The organism is Bifidobacterium magnum (assembly GCF_000741255.1).
Classification (GTDB): Bacteria; Actinomycetota; Actinomycetes; order Actinomycetales; family Bifidobacteriaceae; genus Bifidobacterium; species Bifidobacterium magnum.
This window is the reverse complement of record NZ_JGZB01000004.1, coordinates 125622-144300: the sequence shown is the minus strand read 5'-3', so window position 1 is coordinate 144300 and position 18679 is coordinate 125622. Positions and strand designations below refer to the sequence as shown.

The window sequence follows — 18679 nt, the reverse complement described above, 5'->3', positions numbered from 1 at the left end:
CACAATTTTGCCCCGAAAATACGCGTGTCACATATTGCATAGCGATAGAGTATTGCCGTGATTCATCGCCTATGATGAACAGCGCTGGCAATGTTGTTAGCGCTCCCGTCCATCCGACCATCCCATTATTTGCATCCGAGGACTCTTATGCGCTCCACTTCGCGCAACCTACTGAAGGATTTAGGCCACCGCATTTTTGACGGATACGCCCAACTGTTGCGTATCCCCCACACGCTGCGCTTTACCGTAGGCGCGGTGATCGCGTGCATGCCGTACCCGATGGTCGGCATGACGATCACGATCGCCGTACAGTTCCATTACGGCAACTACAAGCTTGCGGGACTGCTCACGGCCATCCAGGCCATTGCCGGCGCCGTGTTGAGTCCCGTGTTGGGTACGCTGATCGACCGGTTCGGACAACGTGTCATTTCCATTCCGTCTATCATCATCTGGACGGCGGCCGCCACGGCCATGGTCTCGTGCATCAACGCACAAGTAGATCCGTGGATTTTGTACTGCATTGTGCCATTCCTCGCGTTCGTGCCGCCGTGGGGCGCCATGAGCCGCTCGCGTTGGACGAATATCCTCAAGCAGGACCGTGCGGGCGTCAACCGCGCCATGTCGCTATGCGGCGTGTTCGACGAGGCCATGTGGGCCATCGGCAATCCGCTGGCGTCCATTCTGGCCGTGATCTCGGGCATTCTCGCGTTCTCGTTTACGGGCGTATGCGTGATTATCGGCGCCCTCATGTTCCTGACCGAATTGAGCACAGAGCCCAAGAGCCAAGTGGCAATGGCGCGCGAGGAAGGCATCTCGCCCAAGGAGTTCCGCCTGCGTGAAGACGAGAAGGCGCGGGTTATGCGCGCCACGACGGCCGAACGCGACATGCGCGCCAGGCTTCTCGCCGAAGGCCAGAGCGAGGAAATGGCCGACCGCGAGGCGAAGGGCGCCTACGAACGTGCGCTTGCGGGCAAGAAGGAATCGATTTGGAGCGCGGGCCTTGTGGCCGTATGCGCCACATGGTTCGGCCTTGGCGCGTTCCAGTCGGCAGCCGGCATCTCGATCATTTCGTTCGCCACCGAGTCGAACATGAAGCAGTACACGGGATTCGTGTTCGCCTGCTTCTCGATCAGCTCGCTGATGGGCGCGCTTATGTATGGCGCGAAAAACTGGGTGATTCCGCTCTGGAAGCGCTTCTATTTCTGCCTCGCCGTAGTGAACTTGGGTGTGGCGACATTCCTGTTGGCCAAGCATCTGTGGGTCATCATGATCATCTATCTGATCATTGGCGTGTGCCAGGCCCCGACCTGGGTCAACGGCAACCAGCTCATGCTGCATTTGGTGCCGCAGTCGCGCCTTACCGAAGGCATGGCGTGGATGGGCGCCATGAACTCGATCGGCGGCTCGGCGGGCTCAGCCATCGCGGGCGTGTTCATTGACGACTACGGTTCGCACGGCGGTTTCATGGTGGTGACGGCGCTCGCCATCACGTCGCTGGTCATCGCATTCTGCGGGTTCAAGCAAATCAAGACGAGTACAGAAACGCCGGTGCTCACGGAAGTGTGAGACACCGGCGTCGCATGGGCCTTGGGGCTGGAATTATCGCCAGCCCTTGGGCGTATGCTCAATCGACCACATGCCAAGCTTGTGCGAGAAGCTGTTTTCCCATTTGGCTTCGAGCTCCTCTTCGGTATACGTGTTGCCCTTCTTCTGCAGCTTGTCCATGATGGCCGTGTGCGTATCGTCGAGCAGCATCTTGCGGATCACGAAGTTCCAGATGGCGACCACGAACGTGGCGATGATCTTGCCCATATTCGTGCGCAGCACATACTCCACATGCTGGGACACATAGGCGTCGGTGTTCATGCCGTAGGTGGACAGCCAGATGATGAAGTTGTTGATGAACAGGCCCACCACGGCGGAGAACAGGAAGATGAGCACTTCCATCCAGTGCGCCATATCGGGACGGTGCTTGAACACGTACTTCATGCTTGCGAAGTAGTTGAAAATCAGCGAAAGCGTAAAGGAGATCGTTCCGGCGATCACATTGTGCATGTGGAAAAGGATCACCAGGAAATTCAGGATACCGAAATCCAGAACGGCGGCGATAATGCCGACCACACCGAATTTCAAAATCTGTTCAATCAATTTTTTCACAGCATACTATTAAACACCGCAGCACAAACCTAGCGACTTTTGTTCATATTTCCATGCAATTCCCATGAAAAACCGCAATCGGTTCCTACACTGGAACACAGTGGTTTCCACCAACAGTTTGACCAACACGGGAGGATATTATGCCAGTCATTCACGTACACACTTCTGAAGAGTTGAGCCTCGGCCAGCGCGACGCACTCAAGGCGCATTTCGGCCGCGCCATCACGGCGGTGCCGGGCAAGACCGAGCAGTGGCTCATGTGCATCTTCGAAGATAGCCCGATGTACTTCGGCGGCGACGACACCACGCCAAGCGCCTATGTTGAGGTCAACGTGTTCGGCGACTCCGTGGCCCGCGAGAACTGGGAAAAGCTCACCACCGAGATCATGGGCGCGTTCAAGGCGGAAACGAACATTCCGAACGACCGCACCTACATCCGTTACACGGCAACGAAGGACTGGGGCTGGAACGGCAGCAACTTCTGATCGCTCCGTACAGCGCATAACGCGATAGATCCGACTCATTGCAAAAGGCCCGCAGCATATGCTGCGGGCCTTTTGCGTAGTGCGTCAATTACGGGAAGATCACACGATCTTCGGCATCGGCGTGGTCAGCGACGTCGTCAAGTTCACCTGGACAACGCCGGCGCCCGTATGCGGTTCCACCTTCTTGAGCGTTACCGTACGCTCGTCGGCGGGGGCCGTGTCGTCGTCGGTCATCGTGGCCGGGGACTTGACGGCCAGCAGCGCCAGTTCCGTAATGTCGAAACCGGCCGACTTGCACAGCCTTGCCGCGGACAGCAGCGAATCCGTGAAGCCGTCCTTGAAGATCACACGCTCACGCGGCACGCCATACGCCTTCTCGGCAGTCCAACGCAAGTTCTCCACGAGCGACATGCCCTTGTGGCTGTGCACGGCCGATGGCATCGGATGGTTCTCAATCGCGTCGATCAGCGGATCAAGCTGGTCGGCGATGCCCTCGCCGCCGTCACGGAACAGGTTGCCGATAATCGGCGTACGGAAGCCGAGTTCCTTGGCCTCTTCACGCAGCTCCGGAATCTCGCCGTCTTCGCCGTCCCACAGGTTGATCAGCGGGAACGTTGGAATATCGAGATTCTCCAAATGTTTCACGTGGAACGGGTAGCGCCACTGCAGCGCCGGGTCGTCACGCCACGTGGTGGCGCGCGTCACGATCACGGCGAAGGACGGCCACTGCGCACCATATTCACGGCACGCGATATCGAGCCACTTCTGGGCGCCGGCGTCGGCGCCGTAACCGGCTTCCACCACAACCACGTCATGCAGCGAGCAGGCCATTTCCACGGACACGAGCGACGGAATGCCGAGCGACACGTTGCCGAACGGACCGCAGTGCAGGTAGACGGGAGAACCCTGCTGCGTCTGCGTCTTGACGGGCTTGACGGCGTCGGTCAGGATGTTCGTGATGCGCCACAGGTCGACGAATTCACGGAACAGCACGGCCTTGCCGTCTTTCGTGCCCGCGATCATGTTGCCCACGCGCTCGGAAATCTCTTCCATGGAACGCGACAGCACCACAATCTGCATGAGTTCGCTGGCCGGCGTCAGCACGGTGCGCTCGGGCACGTTCGCCTTGCCGCGGTCCACCACGGTGGCGCGCAGCATGCGCGACGGCACTTCGGAGACGCGCGGCACGAGCACCGTGTCGATCAGTCCGTCGTCCACGGCCTTTTCTGCGAACGAGGCGAGCAGGTTCTGGGCGTTTTCAATGGCGGCCATTTCTCCACACAGGCCCCAGTCGGCCAGTTCGGGGTGTTCCAGCGACGACTTGCCGCCGCCCGAAGCGCCACCCTTGGAACCGGCTGCGGTAATGCCCATGCTCGGTTGGCGCAGTACGGCGGCCGCGTCGATGCCGCGCTCACGCAGCGCGTCGATAAGAGCGATAGTGGCGGTGGTCTTGCCTTCGCCACGGGAAGCCTTCAGCGGTGTATCCGAGGTCACGAGCAGGATCTTGCCGTGTTTGCGTGGCGCATCCGGATTCTTCTTCAGCTCTTCAAGATAGCCAAATGCGTCAATTTTATCCACCACTCCGTATGGCATGGTGAATTCGTCAATAGTCTTCACTTGGTTCCTTTCTGTATTGTGCGTAAGCTTGCGCGATTCCCGTACTGCTTGGGTTTAGAAGTCGGACATGCTGAAGGCGTTCTTCATCTGCATGCTCGCCGTATACAGCGTGTCATTAAGCAGTGTATCCGTTTCATGTTGCAGTTTGAAGGCCATGTCGTCGTTCATGGATTCGAGCACCTTGCGCACGTCTTCATTGCGGACTGCTTCAATGATGCTGTCGGGATCCATCGGCTCGAGGGCCTCGTCGTCGACGGGCACGAGCTCGTCGACGCGGGCGTCGGCTTCATGCACCATGTGGTGGCCGAGACCGCCCATCTTCTCCTGGTAACGCTCCACGAAGGCCGCGGTGTCACCGAACGCGGCGTTGCACATCACGGCGATAATGCGGTCGGCCCAGTAGATGTTGTCCGTGCTTACGCGCGTGGTCGTGTTGGACACGTACTCCGGCATGGAGTTCACGTTCGGGAAGAACGGCACGAGGGCGTTGAACGGGTTGGAACCGAAGGACATCCACTGCACGGCGCGGTTGGCCTGCGGGCGGTACGGACGGATCTGCATGACGGCGAGCTGGCTCTGGCGATTGATGCCGATCGGGCGGAACAAGTGACGCGTCACTTCCGTGCCCGTCTTGCCGTACGGATCGTAGTCGGTGCCCTGGTAGTGCGAGCTCAACACGTACTTGATGTCTTCCATCGTGATCTTGTGGTCGGGCTGGCGGCACCACGGAATATCGTCGCTCGTCGGCTTGTGGTCGGCATCCTCGCCGTCCCAGACCTCGTCGTACGGGTTCAGGTAGCGCTGCATGAACCATGCGCGCGGCGTGTTGTAGACGTGGTCGGAATCGGAGTGGGAGCCGAAGGCTTCACGCGGGTTGAACGGGCTGACGGATTCCACGGACAGGTCGAGGTAATTGTCCTCAATGAACTCGGCCAGATCGGCGGAGCACATGTGGTTTTCCTGATCGCCCAAGGCGTCCTCGATGTCGAATTCGTCGATGCCCAGCTGGTTCGGCATCGTCACGTAAGCCTCGTCGGGCACGCGCTTGGCGATCCAGTGATGGCCGCCGACGGTTTCGAGCCACCAAATCTCGTCCACGTCGGAGAACGCGATGCCGTTCATTTCATACGTGCCGTACTCTTCGAGCAGTGCACCCAAGCGCTGCACGCCTTCGCGGGCCGTCTTGATGTAAGGCAGCACAATCGTGAGCATGTCCTCTTCGCCAATGCCTCCCGGCACTTCCGGCTCGTCGCCGCGGGCCGGCTGGTACTCGACGAACGGGTCGGCGCCCAGCACTCGCTCGTTCGTCGTGATCGTTTCCGTGGCGCTCATGGCTACGTTCGCTTCGTTGACGCCGGCTTCGCCCCAAATGCCCTGCTTGAGATCCGCATTCGGCACGCAGGAATACTGCAGCGGGTTCTCCGGCAGCTCGATCGTCACGTGGCTGATCACGCTGCGGTACGTGCGCGGCTGATCCTCGGGGTGCACAATGATCAGCTTCTTCGGATCGAACTCGCCATTGGCGCTATCCTCGTTGCGCGCGATGATCGTGGATCCGTCGTAGCTCGCGTTCTTTCCGACCAAAATGGTGGTGCAGGCCATTACTCTCTCCTTGTTGTGCTTCATAAACACAAGACGGATGCGCCAGCACACTGCCGTATACGTGGCGCATCCGTCTCATGATTACCATGTCATGGTATCGATTGTAATTATTGCTCTCCCCCACCGTGCTGATGCTGATGGTGGTGGGCAATGCCGCGTGCCAGCGCTACCGCGGTGTATCCAAGAACAAGCGCTGCCATCGCCTCAACCATGGTTCGTCACGCCTTTCCCGTAATAAACATGGCGCCCTCGTCACACACATACTGGCTCTTGCGCATGGCGTGGATCATCTCATTCATCCAGAATCCGTTCTCCAAACCTTCCAGCGGCTTCGTGGAGCCCCACACCTCGAGGAAGTAGTCGTGGTCCTTGTCCGGCGGAACAGGTCCGTTGTAACGCATCGTGAGCGCCGGATCCTGCGGACGGCCCAGCAACGGGGAGGCGGAAGAATTGCGGCCCTGGACGGCCTGCGGAATCATGGCCGGCATCATGCGCGAGAAATCGGCCGGAATGGACAGCGCATGCGGATCGCTCGGATCGAACATGATTGCGTCCACCGGAAGATTCGCGACGGTCCAGTGGATCCACTCGAATCCGCACACTGGAATGGAGTCCGGATCCACGAATTGCCAGTGCAGGTATTTCGTATGCGGATCCAGGCGATCGATAAAGAACGGGAACGACACAATCGGTTCCCCGTCGAGCTTGTTCGAGTCGGGAGCGGCTTTCGCGTACTCGTCGGGAATGACGTCAAAATCAGCAGACACTAACATGATGATTCCTTTTATATTTTCTTGCCAACGTCTTTTCTGTGCCCATTCATAATCGAACGGATTTCCTCAGAGTTTACTGAAATTTTCTATGAGCGTGCTGAAAGGCGGACGCATACGAAAATGGGCCCGACAAGCGGGCCCATTTCCATGTTACCTATGCATAAAAAGTGAATTCAACCAGTGATCAGTCTTCGTTCCAGCCTTCCATCGTGCACCATTCGGCCGGGTGATAGAACTCGCCGTTGAGGGCGCGGGCCGCGAGCTCGCGGGCCTCTTCCATCGTGTGCTGGGCCAGTTCGGCGCGCACGTCGTCCAGCGCCACCGGCGTCATGGACAGCGAGTTGACACCGAGGCCGGCGAGCACCACGGCCAGATCCGGATCGGCGGCGGCTTCACCGCACACGCCCACGGGCATGCCCTTGGCGTTGCCGGCGTCGCAGATGAGCTTGATGGCGCGCAGCACGGCCGGGTGCCATGCGGTCTGGTAGTTGGACACGGAGCCCAGCGTACGGTCGGCGGCCAGCGTGTACTGCGTCAGATCGTTCGTACCAATGGAGACGAAGTCCGTAACGTCGGCGACCTTGTCGGCCATGAGGGCCAGCGAAGGAACCTCGGCCATGGAGCCCACGAACTTCAGGCCGTAGCTCTTGCCGAGCTTCGTGAAGAAGTCGGCTTCGAACTCGTCGGAGACCATCGGGGCCATAACCCATAGGTTGGCGTTCGTCTGGGCGTCGGCGGCGGCGAGGGCCTTGAGCTGGTCCTCGAGCACCTTCTTGTGCTGGGACAGCGTACGCAGACCACGCAGGCCCCGAGCCGGGTTCGGCTCGTCTTCCGGAGTCAGGAACGGCAGCGGCTTGTCGGCGCCGGCGTCGAGCAGACGGATGACGACCTTCTGCCCCGGGAACTGGCTGAGCAGCTCGGTGTAAGCCTTGGTCTGCTCTTCCATGCTCGGCGGTTCGGCGTTGCCGAGGAACAGGAATTCGGTACGGAACAGGCCGACGCCTTCGGCGCCATACTCGTGCGCTTCCTTCGCGTCGGAAGGCTTGCCAACGTTGGCCAGCAGCGGCAGCAGCGTGCCGTCCTTGAGCTGTCCCGGCTGGCCGCGCAGTTCCTTGGCCTTCGCGGCCTTGGCCTTGGCGGCGTGCGCTTCTTCAACCTGCTCGGCGCTCGGGTCGGTGATGATTTCGCCCTTGGCGGCGTTGACGATCACTTCTTCGCCATTCTTCAGATCGGCGGCTTCAGCGGCGGACACCACGGCCACAATGCCGCGGGCGCGGCACAGGATGGCCGTGTGGGAAGTCGGGCCGCCTTCGGAGGTCACAATGGCGAGCGTTTTGGTCATGTCGAGCGAAGCGGTATCGGCGGGAGACAGGTCCTTGGCCACGAGCACAAACGGCTTGTCGCTGTCCGGAACGCCCGGAGCCGGCAGGCCCATGAGGTCGGCGATCACACGCTGGCCGACATCGTGCAGATCGGCGGCACGTTCACCCTGGTAACCGCCAATGGCGCGGAACATGTCTTCCACGGCGCCGAAGCCTTCGAGCACGGCGCGTTCACCCGTCTTGCCCTGGGCGATGAGGTCCTTGATGGACGCGGCCAGCTGCGGGTCGGATGCGAACATGGAGATGGCCGTAAGAATCTCGGCGGCCTGCTTCGTGCCCTCGTCGCCGTTCTTGGCTTCCTCTGCGCGCTTGGTGAGGTCGGCGTTCACGGCGTTCAGCGCCTTCATAACGCGCTCGGTCTCAGCTTCTGCGGAAATGGAATTGTTGCGGGCTTCGTCCTTTGGTTCCGGCAGTGGATCCGCCATACGAAGCACTGGGCCGACGGCTACACCGCGACCGATGCCAACACCCTTGATGATCATGTGCTCTCCTTCATTGGGGACGGTTGCTTAGGACCAAGAACTGAAGAGCCACGATGCTGCCGCGCCTCTCGTTTCCAGAAGTTTTCAGTAAACCGTCTTAAAAACCATGCGTGATATTACTCAACAAGCTAACAATTATAGCGTGTAAACGTTTTCAGAAAACCGCGTGTCATGCTATAGTTAAGCATAGTGGTTCTGGAGCCATGCACAGTTGGTTCCTCACCCGTACGCAATGTCTTATTGACATAGAAATGTCTCATCGGCATAAAGGAGTGTCCATTATGGCAACCGCTACTCGTAGCACTGTTATCAACGATCCAGTCGGCATCCACGCTCGTCCGGCAGCTCAGTTCGCTCAGGCCGCCGCCGCTTCGGGCCAGAACGTGACCATCGCCAAGGAAGGCGGCGCCGCTGTTCCGGCCAACTCCATCCTGTCCGTCATGGGCCTGGGTGTGAAGCAGGGCGACACCGTGGAAATCACCGTGGAAGGCGACAACGCGGAAGCCGTTGCTGAGAACCTCATCAACATTCTTCTCGCAGCCGAGTAAGCTATACGCTGAAAGATTTGCGGCAGAGGCCCGTCCGCTTTCACCAGCGGGCGGTTTTTTTTATTGTGCATACGTAATCACCCGGTGAGCGTTCACATGTACGCGCACATGCGTGCATGCAAACCGGCCGAGCGCTGAGAGCATTAGAGGAGAGTACAACATCATGGTGCGCCAACTGCATGGTTCCCCGAGTTCCATAACCGACGTGGCGGCGCTGGCCAATGTTTCCATAGCCACCGTCTCGCGCGTACTCTCCGGCAAACGCGCCAAAAACGACGATATTTCGCGTCGCGTGCGCGAGGCCGCCGCACAACTCGACTATTCGGTCAACCGTGCGGCCAGTTCGTTGCGCGGCACCACCACGAAAATGGTGGGCGTCGTGGTTCCCAGCACGTACGACCTGTTCTGCAGCGCGTTAATCGACGCGCTTGAGCCTGTGATCGACGATCACAGCGACCAGCTCATTCTCGGCCTCGGCGCCACGCACGACTTGCAAATGTCGCGCATCGAATCGCTGGTGGACCGCAACGTGGACGGTCTGGTGGTGGTATGCGCTCCGGACACGGACCTTACGGATGTCTTCGACCGGCACGCGGGCCAATTGCCGATTGTGCAAATCGGCGAGGGACGCCGCTCCGTGCACACGTCTTCCGTCACCATCGACCAGGCGCTGTCGATGGAACAGGTGATCAGCCACCTGGCCACGCTGAACGTCAAAAGCGTGGCATACTTGGCCGGCGAACAGTTCTCGTTCGAATCGGCGGAAATGCTCAGCATGCTGCACACGCAGCTGCGCGCGTTCGGTTTGACCACACAGCCGTCATGGAACCAGTTCGGTCCGGCCACTGTGGAACGCGGGTTCAACGCGACGATGCGCATTCTTGCCACCGACCGCCCCGACGCGATCGTGTGCGTGGACGACAATGTGGCGTTCGGCGCGATGGTAGCCATACGCGCGTTGCGCCTGCGCGTCCCACAAGACATCAAGGTGATTGGCGCCAACGATTCGCCGCTGAGCCGCGAAAGCAACCCCACGCTCACCACCTTGCGTCCGCCCTTTGAGCAGATCGCCGACGAGGCGATGCGCCTGATCGAACGCGGACCGTCCTACACTTCGCATATTTCGCTCGTCTCCCAGCTCATCGTGCGCGAATCCACGCTCGGCACGGCGGCCGATATGGAGCGTCAAATCACGAGCGGGGCCGACGAGTAGCGAGTATCCGCAAAGCTCGGTACCTTGGAATTTATGACTGAGGGACTGTTTATTTCGTTCGAAGGCGTGGACGGCGCCGGCAAAACCACCCAAGTGCGCAAGCTCGCCGACCGTCTGCGCGCGCAGGGCCGCACGGTGGTGACCACACGCGAACCGGGCGGCACACCAATCGGCGCACGCATCCGCGCAATGCTGCTCACTAAAGACTACGAGTCGGCGGCCATGGGCGAGCGCACGGAAGCGCTGTTGTTCGCCGCGGACCGCGCCCAGCACGCCGCCGAGACGATCCGTCCGGCAATCGAAAGCGGCGCCATCGTCATTACGGACCGCTATCTCGACTCTTCCGTCGCCTACCAGGCGGGCGGCCGCGAGCTGGGACAAGAGGAAATCCGCAACTTGAGTCTGTGGGCGACGAATAATCTGCTTCCCGACCGCACGTATCTGCTCGACATTGATCCGGCCGTTTCGCACACGCGTTTCAGCGGACCGGAAGACCGCATGGAGTCAGCCGGCGACGATTTCCAGATCCGTACGCGGCGCGAATTTTTGAAACTGGCCGAGCGTGAACCGCAACGGTTCCGCATTATCGACGCCACGCAATCCGTGGACGACATCGCCGCGCAAATCGCGGCCGATATGGACAGCCTGATGGCGGCGAGGAACTGACATGAGCGTATGGGACACCGTAGTCGGCCAACACCGGGCCGTCGAACAACTCAAGCACATCGCCACGGGAGATCCCGCGCATATCGCGCAGGCATGGATGATTTGCGGACCGGAAGGGTCAGGACGCGCGGCCATGGCGCGCGCGTTCGCGGCGGCGCTCGAATATCCCGTCAACAGCGGCGAGCCCGTCCTCTCCCCCGCTACGCAGCAGGTGCTCGCGGGCACGCATCCCGACGTCACCGTGCTGACCACGAAAAAGAACACGATCAGCATCCAGCAGGTGCGTGAACTGATCACGCATTCGGAAGAGATGCCGAATTTCGCCCCGTGGCGCATCATCATTATCGAAGACTTCGAACGCATGCTGGAGCGCACGACGAACGTGCTGCTCAAGGAAATCGAGGAGCCGAGCGCGCATACGATCTGGATTTTGTGCGCGCCAAGCGCCCAGGACGTGCTGCCCACGATCCAGTCGCGCACGCGCGTGGTAAATCTCGCCGTGCCGCAAGACCATGACGTGGCCGCATATTTGCGCACGCTTCCTGACGTGGACGAGGCCACCGCCGAACGCTCGGCGCGCTATGCGCAAGGCAATGTGAACGAGGCCGAACTCTACGCGCTCAATTCGGACGCGCGCAGCGCCCGCGACGAACTCGTGCATGGCATTTTGACGTTGCACCATCCCGGCGACGCCGTGGCGTTGGCCAAAACCGTGCTCGACGACGCGCAAGCCCAAGCCGAAGAACAGACACAGCGTGAAGCGCGCCAAACGCAGGAGGAGTTCTTGCGCATGAACGGCGTGGCCAGCGAACGCGACTTGCCGCGCGAGTTGCGCCCCGAATTCGCCAAACTTGCGCGCAAAAAGGATTTGGACGCGCTGGCCAAGCGCCAGGTACGCGACATGTTGAGCCGCGCGCTGACCACCGTGGCCAGCGTCTACCGCGATATCGGCGTGCTGCAAAACGGCGCGGCCGACACGAACGGCATTGTCAACCGCGAGTATCAGGGGCAGCTCGGCGAGCTGGCCGCGTCATTGACGCGCGCCGACGTGGTGCGCATGCTCGAAAGCATCGCTACGGCACGCCGGCGCATTATGGGCAACGGCAACGCGCGGCTTGATTTGGAAGCCATGCTGTGCAGTCTCATGCACGCGTGACGCATGTACGAGGCACATATGCGGCACAGTGAGGCGCCCGCCAATTAGTGCTTGGGAACCACTGGCGGGCGCGTAAACCCGTCATTGGCTTCCAGCCATGCCACATCGCTTTTCACGGTGGTCGGCGTGGAGCCGATTTCCTTGGCGATACGCGTGTTCGCCCAGCCCTGTTCGGCCAGTTCGCGCACCTTCTTGCGGCGCGCTTCGCGTTCGCGTTCTACTGCGGACTTCTTCGGCTTCGAACCGGACTTGGCGCTTGATTTGGCACCCTTCGCCGCGCTCTTCGTTCCCTTCGCGGCGCCCTTGCGGCGGCGCTTGGACGGGCCGGCCGCACGCTTTTCGGCAAGCAGGCGGAACGCGTCTTCGGCGCTAATCGTCTTGGGATCGTACTGCTTGGGCAGCGAACGGTTCGTCGTGCCGTCCGTGATGTAGGGGCCGTAGAAGCCTTCCTTGATCGTCACGGGCTTTTGCGACTCGGGATCCGGTCCGAGCTCGCGCAGCGGCGGCTTGGCCGTACCCCTGCGGCGGCCGTACTTGGGCTGCGCGAACAGTTCGCGCGCCTTGGCCAGGTCCACCGTAAAGATTTCGTCTTCCGAACCCAGCGAACGCGTTTCGCTGGAACCCTCGCCGTCCGTCTTCGTCAAATACGGGCCGTAGCGGCCGTTGTTCGCCGCGATCGTCACCGTCTTGAGTTCGCCCGTTTTCTCGTCGGTCTCCTCATACGTACCGACCGTGCGCGGCAGGCTCAGCAAACGCAACGCGTCTTCCAGCGTCAGCGTCTGCGGGTCCATCGACTTGAACAGCGACGCCATCTTCGGACGCGCCTCTTTATTCTTGGCCGACTTGCCCTGCTCGCTCGAATCTTCCGATTCGGGCGCCACCAGCGCCACATACGGACCGAAACGACCGTTGCGCACTTCAACCGTGCCACCCGTGGCCGGGTCAGTGCCGAGCACACGCGGGCCGCCAGCCTGATTGTCGATAAGTTCGCGCGCTTCCTGCACCGTCAGTTCGTCAGGCGCAAGCGTGTCCGGAATCGACGCGTGCTTCGGGTTGCCGTCCGCGTCCAAGTGCTGCGTATCTTCCAGATACGGGCCGTAGCGGCCGACGCGCACATTGATGCCGTCGCCAATCGGAATCGTGTTGATCAGTCGCGCGTCGATCTCGCCGAGCTGCGCGACCTGCTGCTGCAATCCTTCATGGACTTCCTGCGGAGTGGTCGCCGAATCCTTGTCGTTGCCGAAATAGAAATCGGTAAGCCATTCGATGCGCGACTCGTGGCCGTGCGCAATCTGGTCGAGGCCGTTTTCCATATCGGCCGTGAACTGGTAGTCCACATACTTCGGGAAGTTCGTCTCGAGCAGCTTGATGACGGCGAACGCCAACCACGACGGGATCAGCGCGCGCCCGCGTTCGTACACATATCCACGGTCGATAATCGTGGAAATGATGCTCGCATAGGTGGAAGGACGTCCAATTTCCTTAGCTTCCAACGTCTTGACAAGGCTCGCTTCCGTGTAGCGTGCCGGCGGCTGCGTCTCATGGCCGTCCGCTTCCACTTTGACGGCCGGGACAGTGTCGCCTTCATGCAGCGGCGGCAACGCGTCCGATTCGCCCGCTTGACGGCCCGATCCGAACGCCTTGAGATAGCCCGGGAACTCGATGACGGTGCCCGAGGCCTGGAACACGGCGTCGCCATAGCCTTGAGCGTTGGCCTGCAGCTTCACGGTGGCCGTGGAGCCCGTCACATCCGCCATTTGCGAGGCGAGCGTGCGCTGCCAGATCAGCGTGTAAAGCTTGAGCTGGTCGGCCGGCACGCGCGTGGACAGCTCGTCGGGGCTGCGGAAATGCGAGCCTGCCGGACGAATGCATTCGTGGGCTTCCTGGGCGCCCGCCGTCTTCGTGGCGTACTGCTTGGGAGCATCCGAAAGGTATTCGGCGCCAAAGTTCTTCGTCACCGATTCGCGCGCCGCATGAATGGCTTCCTGCGACAGCGTCACGGAATCGGTTCGCATGTAGGTAATAAAACCGTTCTCATACAGGCCCTGCGCGGCGCGCATCGTCTGGCGCGAGCTCATGCCCAAACGGTTGCCGGCGGCCTGCTGCATCGTGGACGTGGTAAACGGCGGCAGCGGACGGCGGCGGTACGGCTTCGTTTCCACGCTCTTGACATGGAATTGTGCGGATTCCAGCGCCTTGGCGATACCCTGCGCCGTGGCCTCGTCCATCGGCAGCACGTCGTCGCGCTGCGCGGCACCGGTCAATTCGCCGCGGTCCGTAAAGTCTTTCGAACCGGCCAGACGGCGGTTGTTCAAGGAGATCATGCGCGTGGTAAATTCCGTGCGCCCGCCCTGCGCGTCGGCGGCGGCCAACGTGGCCAGCACATCCCAGTACGCCTTGCGCACGAATGCCATGCGTTCACGCTCGCGCTCCACAATCAGGCGCGTAGCCACGGACTGCACGCGTCCTGCGGACAGGCCCGGTCCTACCTTGCGCCACAACACAGGCGAAAGTTCGTAGCCATACAGGCGGTCGAGAATACGGCGCGTTTCCTGCGCGTCCACCATATGCGTGTCCACTTCGCGCGTGTGGTCGAGCGAGGCGCGGATGGCTTCAGGCGTGATCTCGTGGAACACCATGCGCTTGACGGGAACTTTCGGCTTAAGCGTTTGCACCAGATGCCATGCAATGGCTTCGCCTTCGCGATCCTCATCAGTGGCCAGGTACAGTTCGTCGGCATGCTTGAGCGCCTGCTTGAGTTGCGAGACAGTGCGCTTCTTGTCAGTGCCCACAATGTAGTACGGCTTGAACCCGTCATTCACGTCCACACCGAACTTGCCATACTGCGCCTTGTCGTCCGCGGGAACCTGACTGGGCTGCGCAAGATCGCGTATGTGCCCAACCGAGGCCATGACCGTGTAATCGTCTCCCAAATACCCGCCGATTTTCTTGGCCTTCGTGGGAGACTCAACGATGACGAGCTTGCTGCCTTTTGCCATGCGTTTCTCCTTATATATGAGGAATAGTTCCCCTACTCTCGATCGCCATATTACTCATATTCTCTACACAGGCGCGTGTTGCGCGTTGTTCGCGGGCATATTTTGTGCTAAGAACGGCGCTTGGGAGGAGTGGGAGGCGTGCCGATCAGGCCCATTTTGCTCAACGGTGAAGCCGTCAGCTGGCGCAACGACAACACGAGTCCGAACACCACGCACACCGTGCCCACAATCAAGGCCGTGGCCGAATCGTCGGCGCCGCGCGCCGTCCACGCGGCCACTGCGGAAAGGCCCAACGAAATTTCCCAAATCACATAGGTCGCATACGCGTACGCGCACACGCCCAGCGCGATCAGCGCACTTGCCACAATCTGCACGCTGGCGCTCGGCACGCGCTTGCCGGGCCGGTCCATGCCCGACCTCGCCGTGCAAGCAAGCATCAACAGCACGAGGCCGCTCGTAATGAACACGGCCATCACCACGTCAATCGGACGGTGCCACCGCATCGTCACCACGGAAAATCCCACGGACAGCGTGAACAGCACACCAATAAGCGCACACGCCGCGCGCCATACGCGCGGTACCGCGCACAATAGCGCCACGCTCGCGATCGCCGCCATCATCACATGTCCCGAAGGCGCGGAATTCGTGGTCGACGACTCCACATGGATGAGGAACGGGCGCGGCAGCACAGGTTTGAGCACACGGCTTGCAATAAACGCCACCACAATGAAACCGGCCAATTGCACGGCCAGCCACCAGCGTTTGCGCACCAGCGCGACCACCAGCGCGAGCGCCCCCATCACGAGGCTCGTAATAATGACCACCAGCGAATTGGAGAACGGGAAGGCCGTGGAAGACAGGAACGCGGGCATGCGCGAGGCGTAGCTCGTGATCACCTGGTCCTCATAGCTTTGGCCCAGTACCGTGTGCACGCCAAGCCAGTAGGCCAGGCCGCCCAGCGCCAAAAACAGCACGCCGAACACAATGCACAGCACCATGCTTGAGCGTCGCGGACGGTTCAGCAACGGATCCACTTGCACGAGCTGGCTGGCCAAATCTTCAGGCGCCTGCGGATCTCGGGGCGTTGCGACAGGTTGCGGCTGCGGCACGCGCGCAGGCGTCGCCATATGTTCAGGAACCAAATGCCATTGCGGCTGGGGAGTCTGTTCGTCACTCATAGCAACGACTTTACGGCGTCTTGCGAATGAATGCGGCACAATCGCCAATACGCTGACGCACGGGAACCGGCGCGACCATACGATGACATGCGTTATGACAACCATGGGCAAAGTCGCTAAGTTAAGACTACTGAATTATTTGTGTTTTGCTGAAAGGTTTTTCCATGAAGACCTATTCACTGTTGGCCTATACCAGGCGTCCCACCAGCCGCCAAGAAGCTAACAATGACGACATCGCCGCGAGCATGCATCTGGCCATCCGCGAGCGCGCCGACGGCAACTGGCGCGCCTTGAACGACAACTACGGCATTCTGTTCGCCGCTGCCGTTCCCGTGGACCAGGCGCCCAAGAGCGCGTGCGGGGCGGCCACGGCCGGCCAGTATATTGTCGACCGCGAGCATACGGACGCTGTCAACGGGGACGCGCCCAGCGATGCCATCGCCTACAACGCGCTGATGCCGGGCGTCGATCTGGTGCTCAAGTCGCTTGTCGATCCGTATCTGTTCCGCATGCGCGACGGCACGTTCGGCGTGGCCGCCACGCGTACGAACCGCGGCGGCCAGCCCGACGGATCGGAATGCGATTCGTTGCTGCTCGTCACAAGCGACGATCTGTTGACCTACACGCAGTGGGGTCAGCTCAAGTTCAAGACGCAGGGCGGCGTGCACCGTCCCGCGATCCGCTTCCGCGAAGAGGAAGAGGATTACGAAATTTCGTGGGTTACCGACGAAGGTGAAATCTGGCACGCGATTACGGACGATCTGATCGAGCCGACGCAGTCCGGACAGCCGCTCGACTGCGCACGCGTACCATTGTGGTGGCATGCGTTCTTCGATCCGGACGTCTATGATCCCGACCGTTTCAATATTCCAGACTGTGTTCCCGGCAACACGATTTCGCTGAGCGTTTCCGAAATGGAACAGCTCATCGACCGTTTCGGCCACATTTACAACACGGCCACGTGGGCGCCGCGCCAACTGATTCCGTCCGAAGTCGAAAGCGAGCAGGAGGCGCAGGAAGCGCTCGATCCGCTTACTCAAGTGCGTGCGAAATTGCGCTACAGTGACGATTCAATGACGACGCGCGCCGTCGACTGGAATTTGGACGAGCTGCATGAGTTGGCCGAGGAACTCGCGTCCGGATCGCTGGAAACGGGCGACCAATGGCAGTTGAGCGGCGTGATCCGGCAGGAGAAATATCCTGTCCCGTTCGCCGAGGGACGCGCCGATCCGTCAATTTTCGCATGGGAATGGAACGGCGAACCGATGTTCCTGTTCATTGCGACGGACGATACGGACGGCAACTGCATTGATCCGCACCATGGCCGCACGCACATGCCGCTGCGCACGGCGTCGTCCATTTATGAACTGTCCGACCAGGCGCGCGCGGAAGAACAGGAAATCGACTTGCTCACGTGCGGCGATCTCAATAGTGAGGGCCGCGCGATGACGGGCTGTTTCTGGGCGCCGGAACTGCATGTGATCAACGGACGGCTGTCGATTCTGTTCATGCCGTCGTTCGACGGCGAGCCCGACGAGAACGGCGAGACGCACACGGACATGTGGACGGGACGCTGCCACATCATGCAACTCAAGCAGGATGAGGACGGCAATGATCTCGATCCGCGCGTTCCCGAAAACTGGACCGTTCCCGAGCCGATTGTGCGCGCCGACGGCGGCATCCTCAATCCCGTCCAGCAAATTTCGCTGGATATGACGGTTATTCAGGACGACGACCACTGGTATTACGCATGGCAGCAGGTCGGCAGCATCTGGTGCGCGCCGTTCGATCCCGAGCATCCCGCACGCCTTACGGGAGAACCTCGCCAGATTGTGCTGCCGGAATTCGCATGGGACAACATGATTGCGGAAGGTCCGAACGCGATTGTGCACGACGGCACGATTTTCATGCTGTATTCGGGTTCGTCGGTCGGCATCGACTATACGACGGGCCTGGCGATGGCTCCGGCCGGAGTGGACGCGGATTTAAGCGACCCCGAGAATTGGACCAAGCTCGATTATCCGTTGCAGAAGTCCAGCATTTACAACGGTTCGTGGCAGCTGGGCACGGGACACGGCATGTGGTCGTACGATGAGGACGGCAACTTGCTGTACGTGTTCCACGCCGCCAAATACGAGCATGGCGAGTATCGCGGACGCTACACCGTGGTCCGCCGCGTGCACTGGTCCGAGCAGGGGTTGCCCGTGCTTGACATGCAGCGCCACGAAGAGCTTGATCCCGCGTTCGCACGCGTGGTGATGGACATTACTGTGGATTGATCGCGGGTCGCTCCGATCCGCTGGGGCCCGCCGCGCCGCACATGGCGCGAACATGACATAGATACGACAAGAGGCCACATATTGTGGCCTCTTGCTGTTTGTTGGCTTCTTAAGCGACTACACCGCTGGAACGTTGCCGGGT

General features: G+C 60.6%; 14 protein-coding genes. 7 read left to right on the top strand and 7 right to left on the bottom strand.

Annotation, left to right across the window (positions count from 1 at the left end; all coding sequences use genetic code 11):
- Positions 1–147 precede the first annotated feature (147 nt).
- Positions 148–1566, top strand: a complete 1419-nt coding sequence (locus tag BMAGN_RS04175) for an MFS transporter (RefSeq protein ID WP_022859928.1) — start codon at positions 148–150, stop codon at positions 1564–1566.
- 33 nt (positions 1567–1599) lie between these two features.
- On the opposite strand, the gene BMAGN_RS04170 is transcribed toward BMAGN_RS04175, so the two are convergent.
- Complete coding sequence (locus BMAGN_RS04170; RefSeq protein WP_026502049.1) at positions 1600–2157, bottom strand: GtrA family protein; 558 nt, start codon at positions 2155–2157, stop codon at positions 1600–1602.
- A 140-nt stretch (positions 2158–2297) separates the two neighbouring features.
- Between BMAGN_RS04170 and BMAGN_RS04165 the strand changes: the two genes are divergently transcribed.
- Positions 2298–2642: a phenylpyruvate tautomerase MIF-related protein gene (locus tag BMAGN_RS04165; RefSeq protein WP_022859926.1), complete on the top strand. Its 345-nt coding sequence runs from the start codon at positions 2298–2300 to the stop codon at positions 2640–2642.
- 99 nt (positions 2643–2741) lie between these two features.
- Here BMAGN_RS04165 and BMAGN_RS04160 read toward each other — a convergent pair whose 3' ends face one another.
- From BMAGN_RS04160 to ptsP, 4 genes are all read right to left on the bottom strand, one after another.
- Positions 2742–4259, bottom strand: coding sequence for a formate--tetrahydrofolate ligase (locus BMAGN_RS04160; protein ID WP_022859925.1), 1518 nt, complete (start codon positions 4257–4259; stop codon positions 2742–2744).
- A gap of 54 nt (positions 4260–4313) precedes the next feature.
- The gene (locus BMAGN_RS04155) at positions 4314–5861 is read right to left on the bottom strand and encodes a C69 family dipeptidase (RefSeq protein WP_022859924.1); all 1548 of its coding nucleotides are present in this window, start codon (positions 5859–5861) and stop codon (positions 4314–4316) included.
- A 218-nt stretch (positions 5862–6079) separates the two neighbouring features.
- Positions 6080–6634 (bottom strand): YbhB/YbcL family Raf kinase inhibitor-like protein, encoded by a 555-nt coding sequence (locus tag BMAGN_RS04150; RefSeq protein ID WP_022859922.1) that lies wholly within the window; start codon positions 6632–6634, stop codon positions 6080–6082.
- Positions 6635–6818: 184 nt separating this feature from the next.
- Positions 6819–8498, bottom strand: a complete 1680-nt coding sequence (gene ptsP, locus BMAGN_RS04145; RefSeq protein ID WP_022859921.1) for a phosphoenolpyruvate--protein phosphotransferase — start codon at positions 8496–8498, stop codon at positions 6819–6821.
- Positions 8499–8779: 281 nt separating this feature from the next.
- Between ptsP and BMAGN_RS04140 the strand changes: the two genes are divergently transcribed.
- From BMAGN_RS04140 to BMAGN_RS04125, 4 genes are all read left to right on the top strand, one after another.
- A complete protein-coding gene (locus BMAGN_RS04140) occupies positions 8780–9046 on the top strand; it encodes an HPr family phosphocarrier protein (protein ID WP_022859920.1) in 267 nt (88 codons plus the stop codon).
- A 163-nt stretch (positions 9047–9209) separates the two neighbouring features.
- Positions 9210–10259, top strand: a complete 1050-nt coding sequence (locus BMAGN_RS04135) for a LacI family DNA-binding transcriptional regulator (RefSeq protein ID WP_022859919.1) — start codon at positions 9210–9212, stop codon at positions 10257–10259.
- Positions 10260–10292: 33 nt separating this feature from the next.
- Positions 10293–10925 (top strand): dTMP kinase, encoded by a 633-nt coding sequence (gene tmk / locus BMAGN_RS04130; RefSeq protein WP_022859918.1) that lies wholly within the window; start codon positions 10293–10295, stop codon positions 10923–10925.
- A 1-nt stretch (position 10926) separates the two neighbouring features.
- Entirely contained in the window at positions 10927–12081 is a 1155-nt protein-coding gene (locus tag BMAGN_RS04125) for a DNA polymerase III subunit delta' (RefSeq protein WP_022859917.1), read from the top strand.
- Between the two features lie 44 nt (positions 12082–12125).
- Here the strand turns inward: BMAGN_RS04125 and topA are convergent, their stop codons facing one another.
- Complete coding sequence (gene topA / locus BMAGN_RS04120) at positions 12126–15080, bottom strand: type I DNA topoisomerase (RefSeq protein WP_022859916.1); 2955 nt, start codon at positions 15078–15080, stop codon at positions 12126–12128.
- Positions 15081–15187: 107 nt separating this feature from the next.
- Positions 15188–16258: a phosphatase PAP2 family protein gene (locus BMAGN_RS04115; protein WP_160257209.1), complete on the bottom strand. Its 1071-nt coding sequence runs from the start codon at positions 16256–16258 to the stop codon at positions 15188–15190.
- 164 nt (positions 16259–16422) lie between these two features.
- Here BMAGN_RS04115 and BMAGN_RS04110 point away from each other — a divergent pair, with 164 nt between their 5' ends.
- Positions 16423–18537, top strand: coding sequence for a family 43 glycosylhydrolase (locus BMAGN_RS04110; RefSeq protein ID WP_033510725.1), 2115 nt, complete (start codon positions 16423–16425; stop codon positions 18535–18537).
- The last annotated feature ends 142 nt before the right edge of the window (positions 18538–18679 follow it).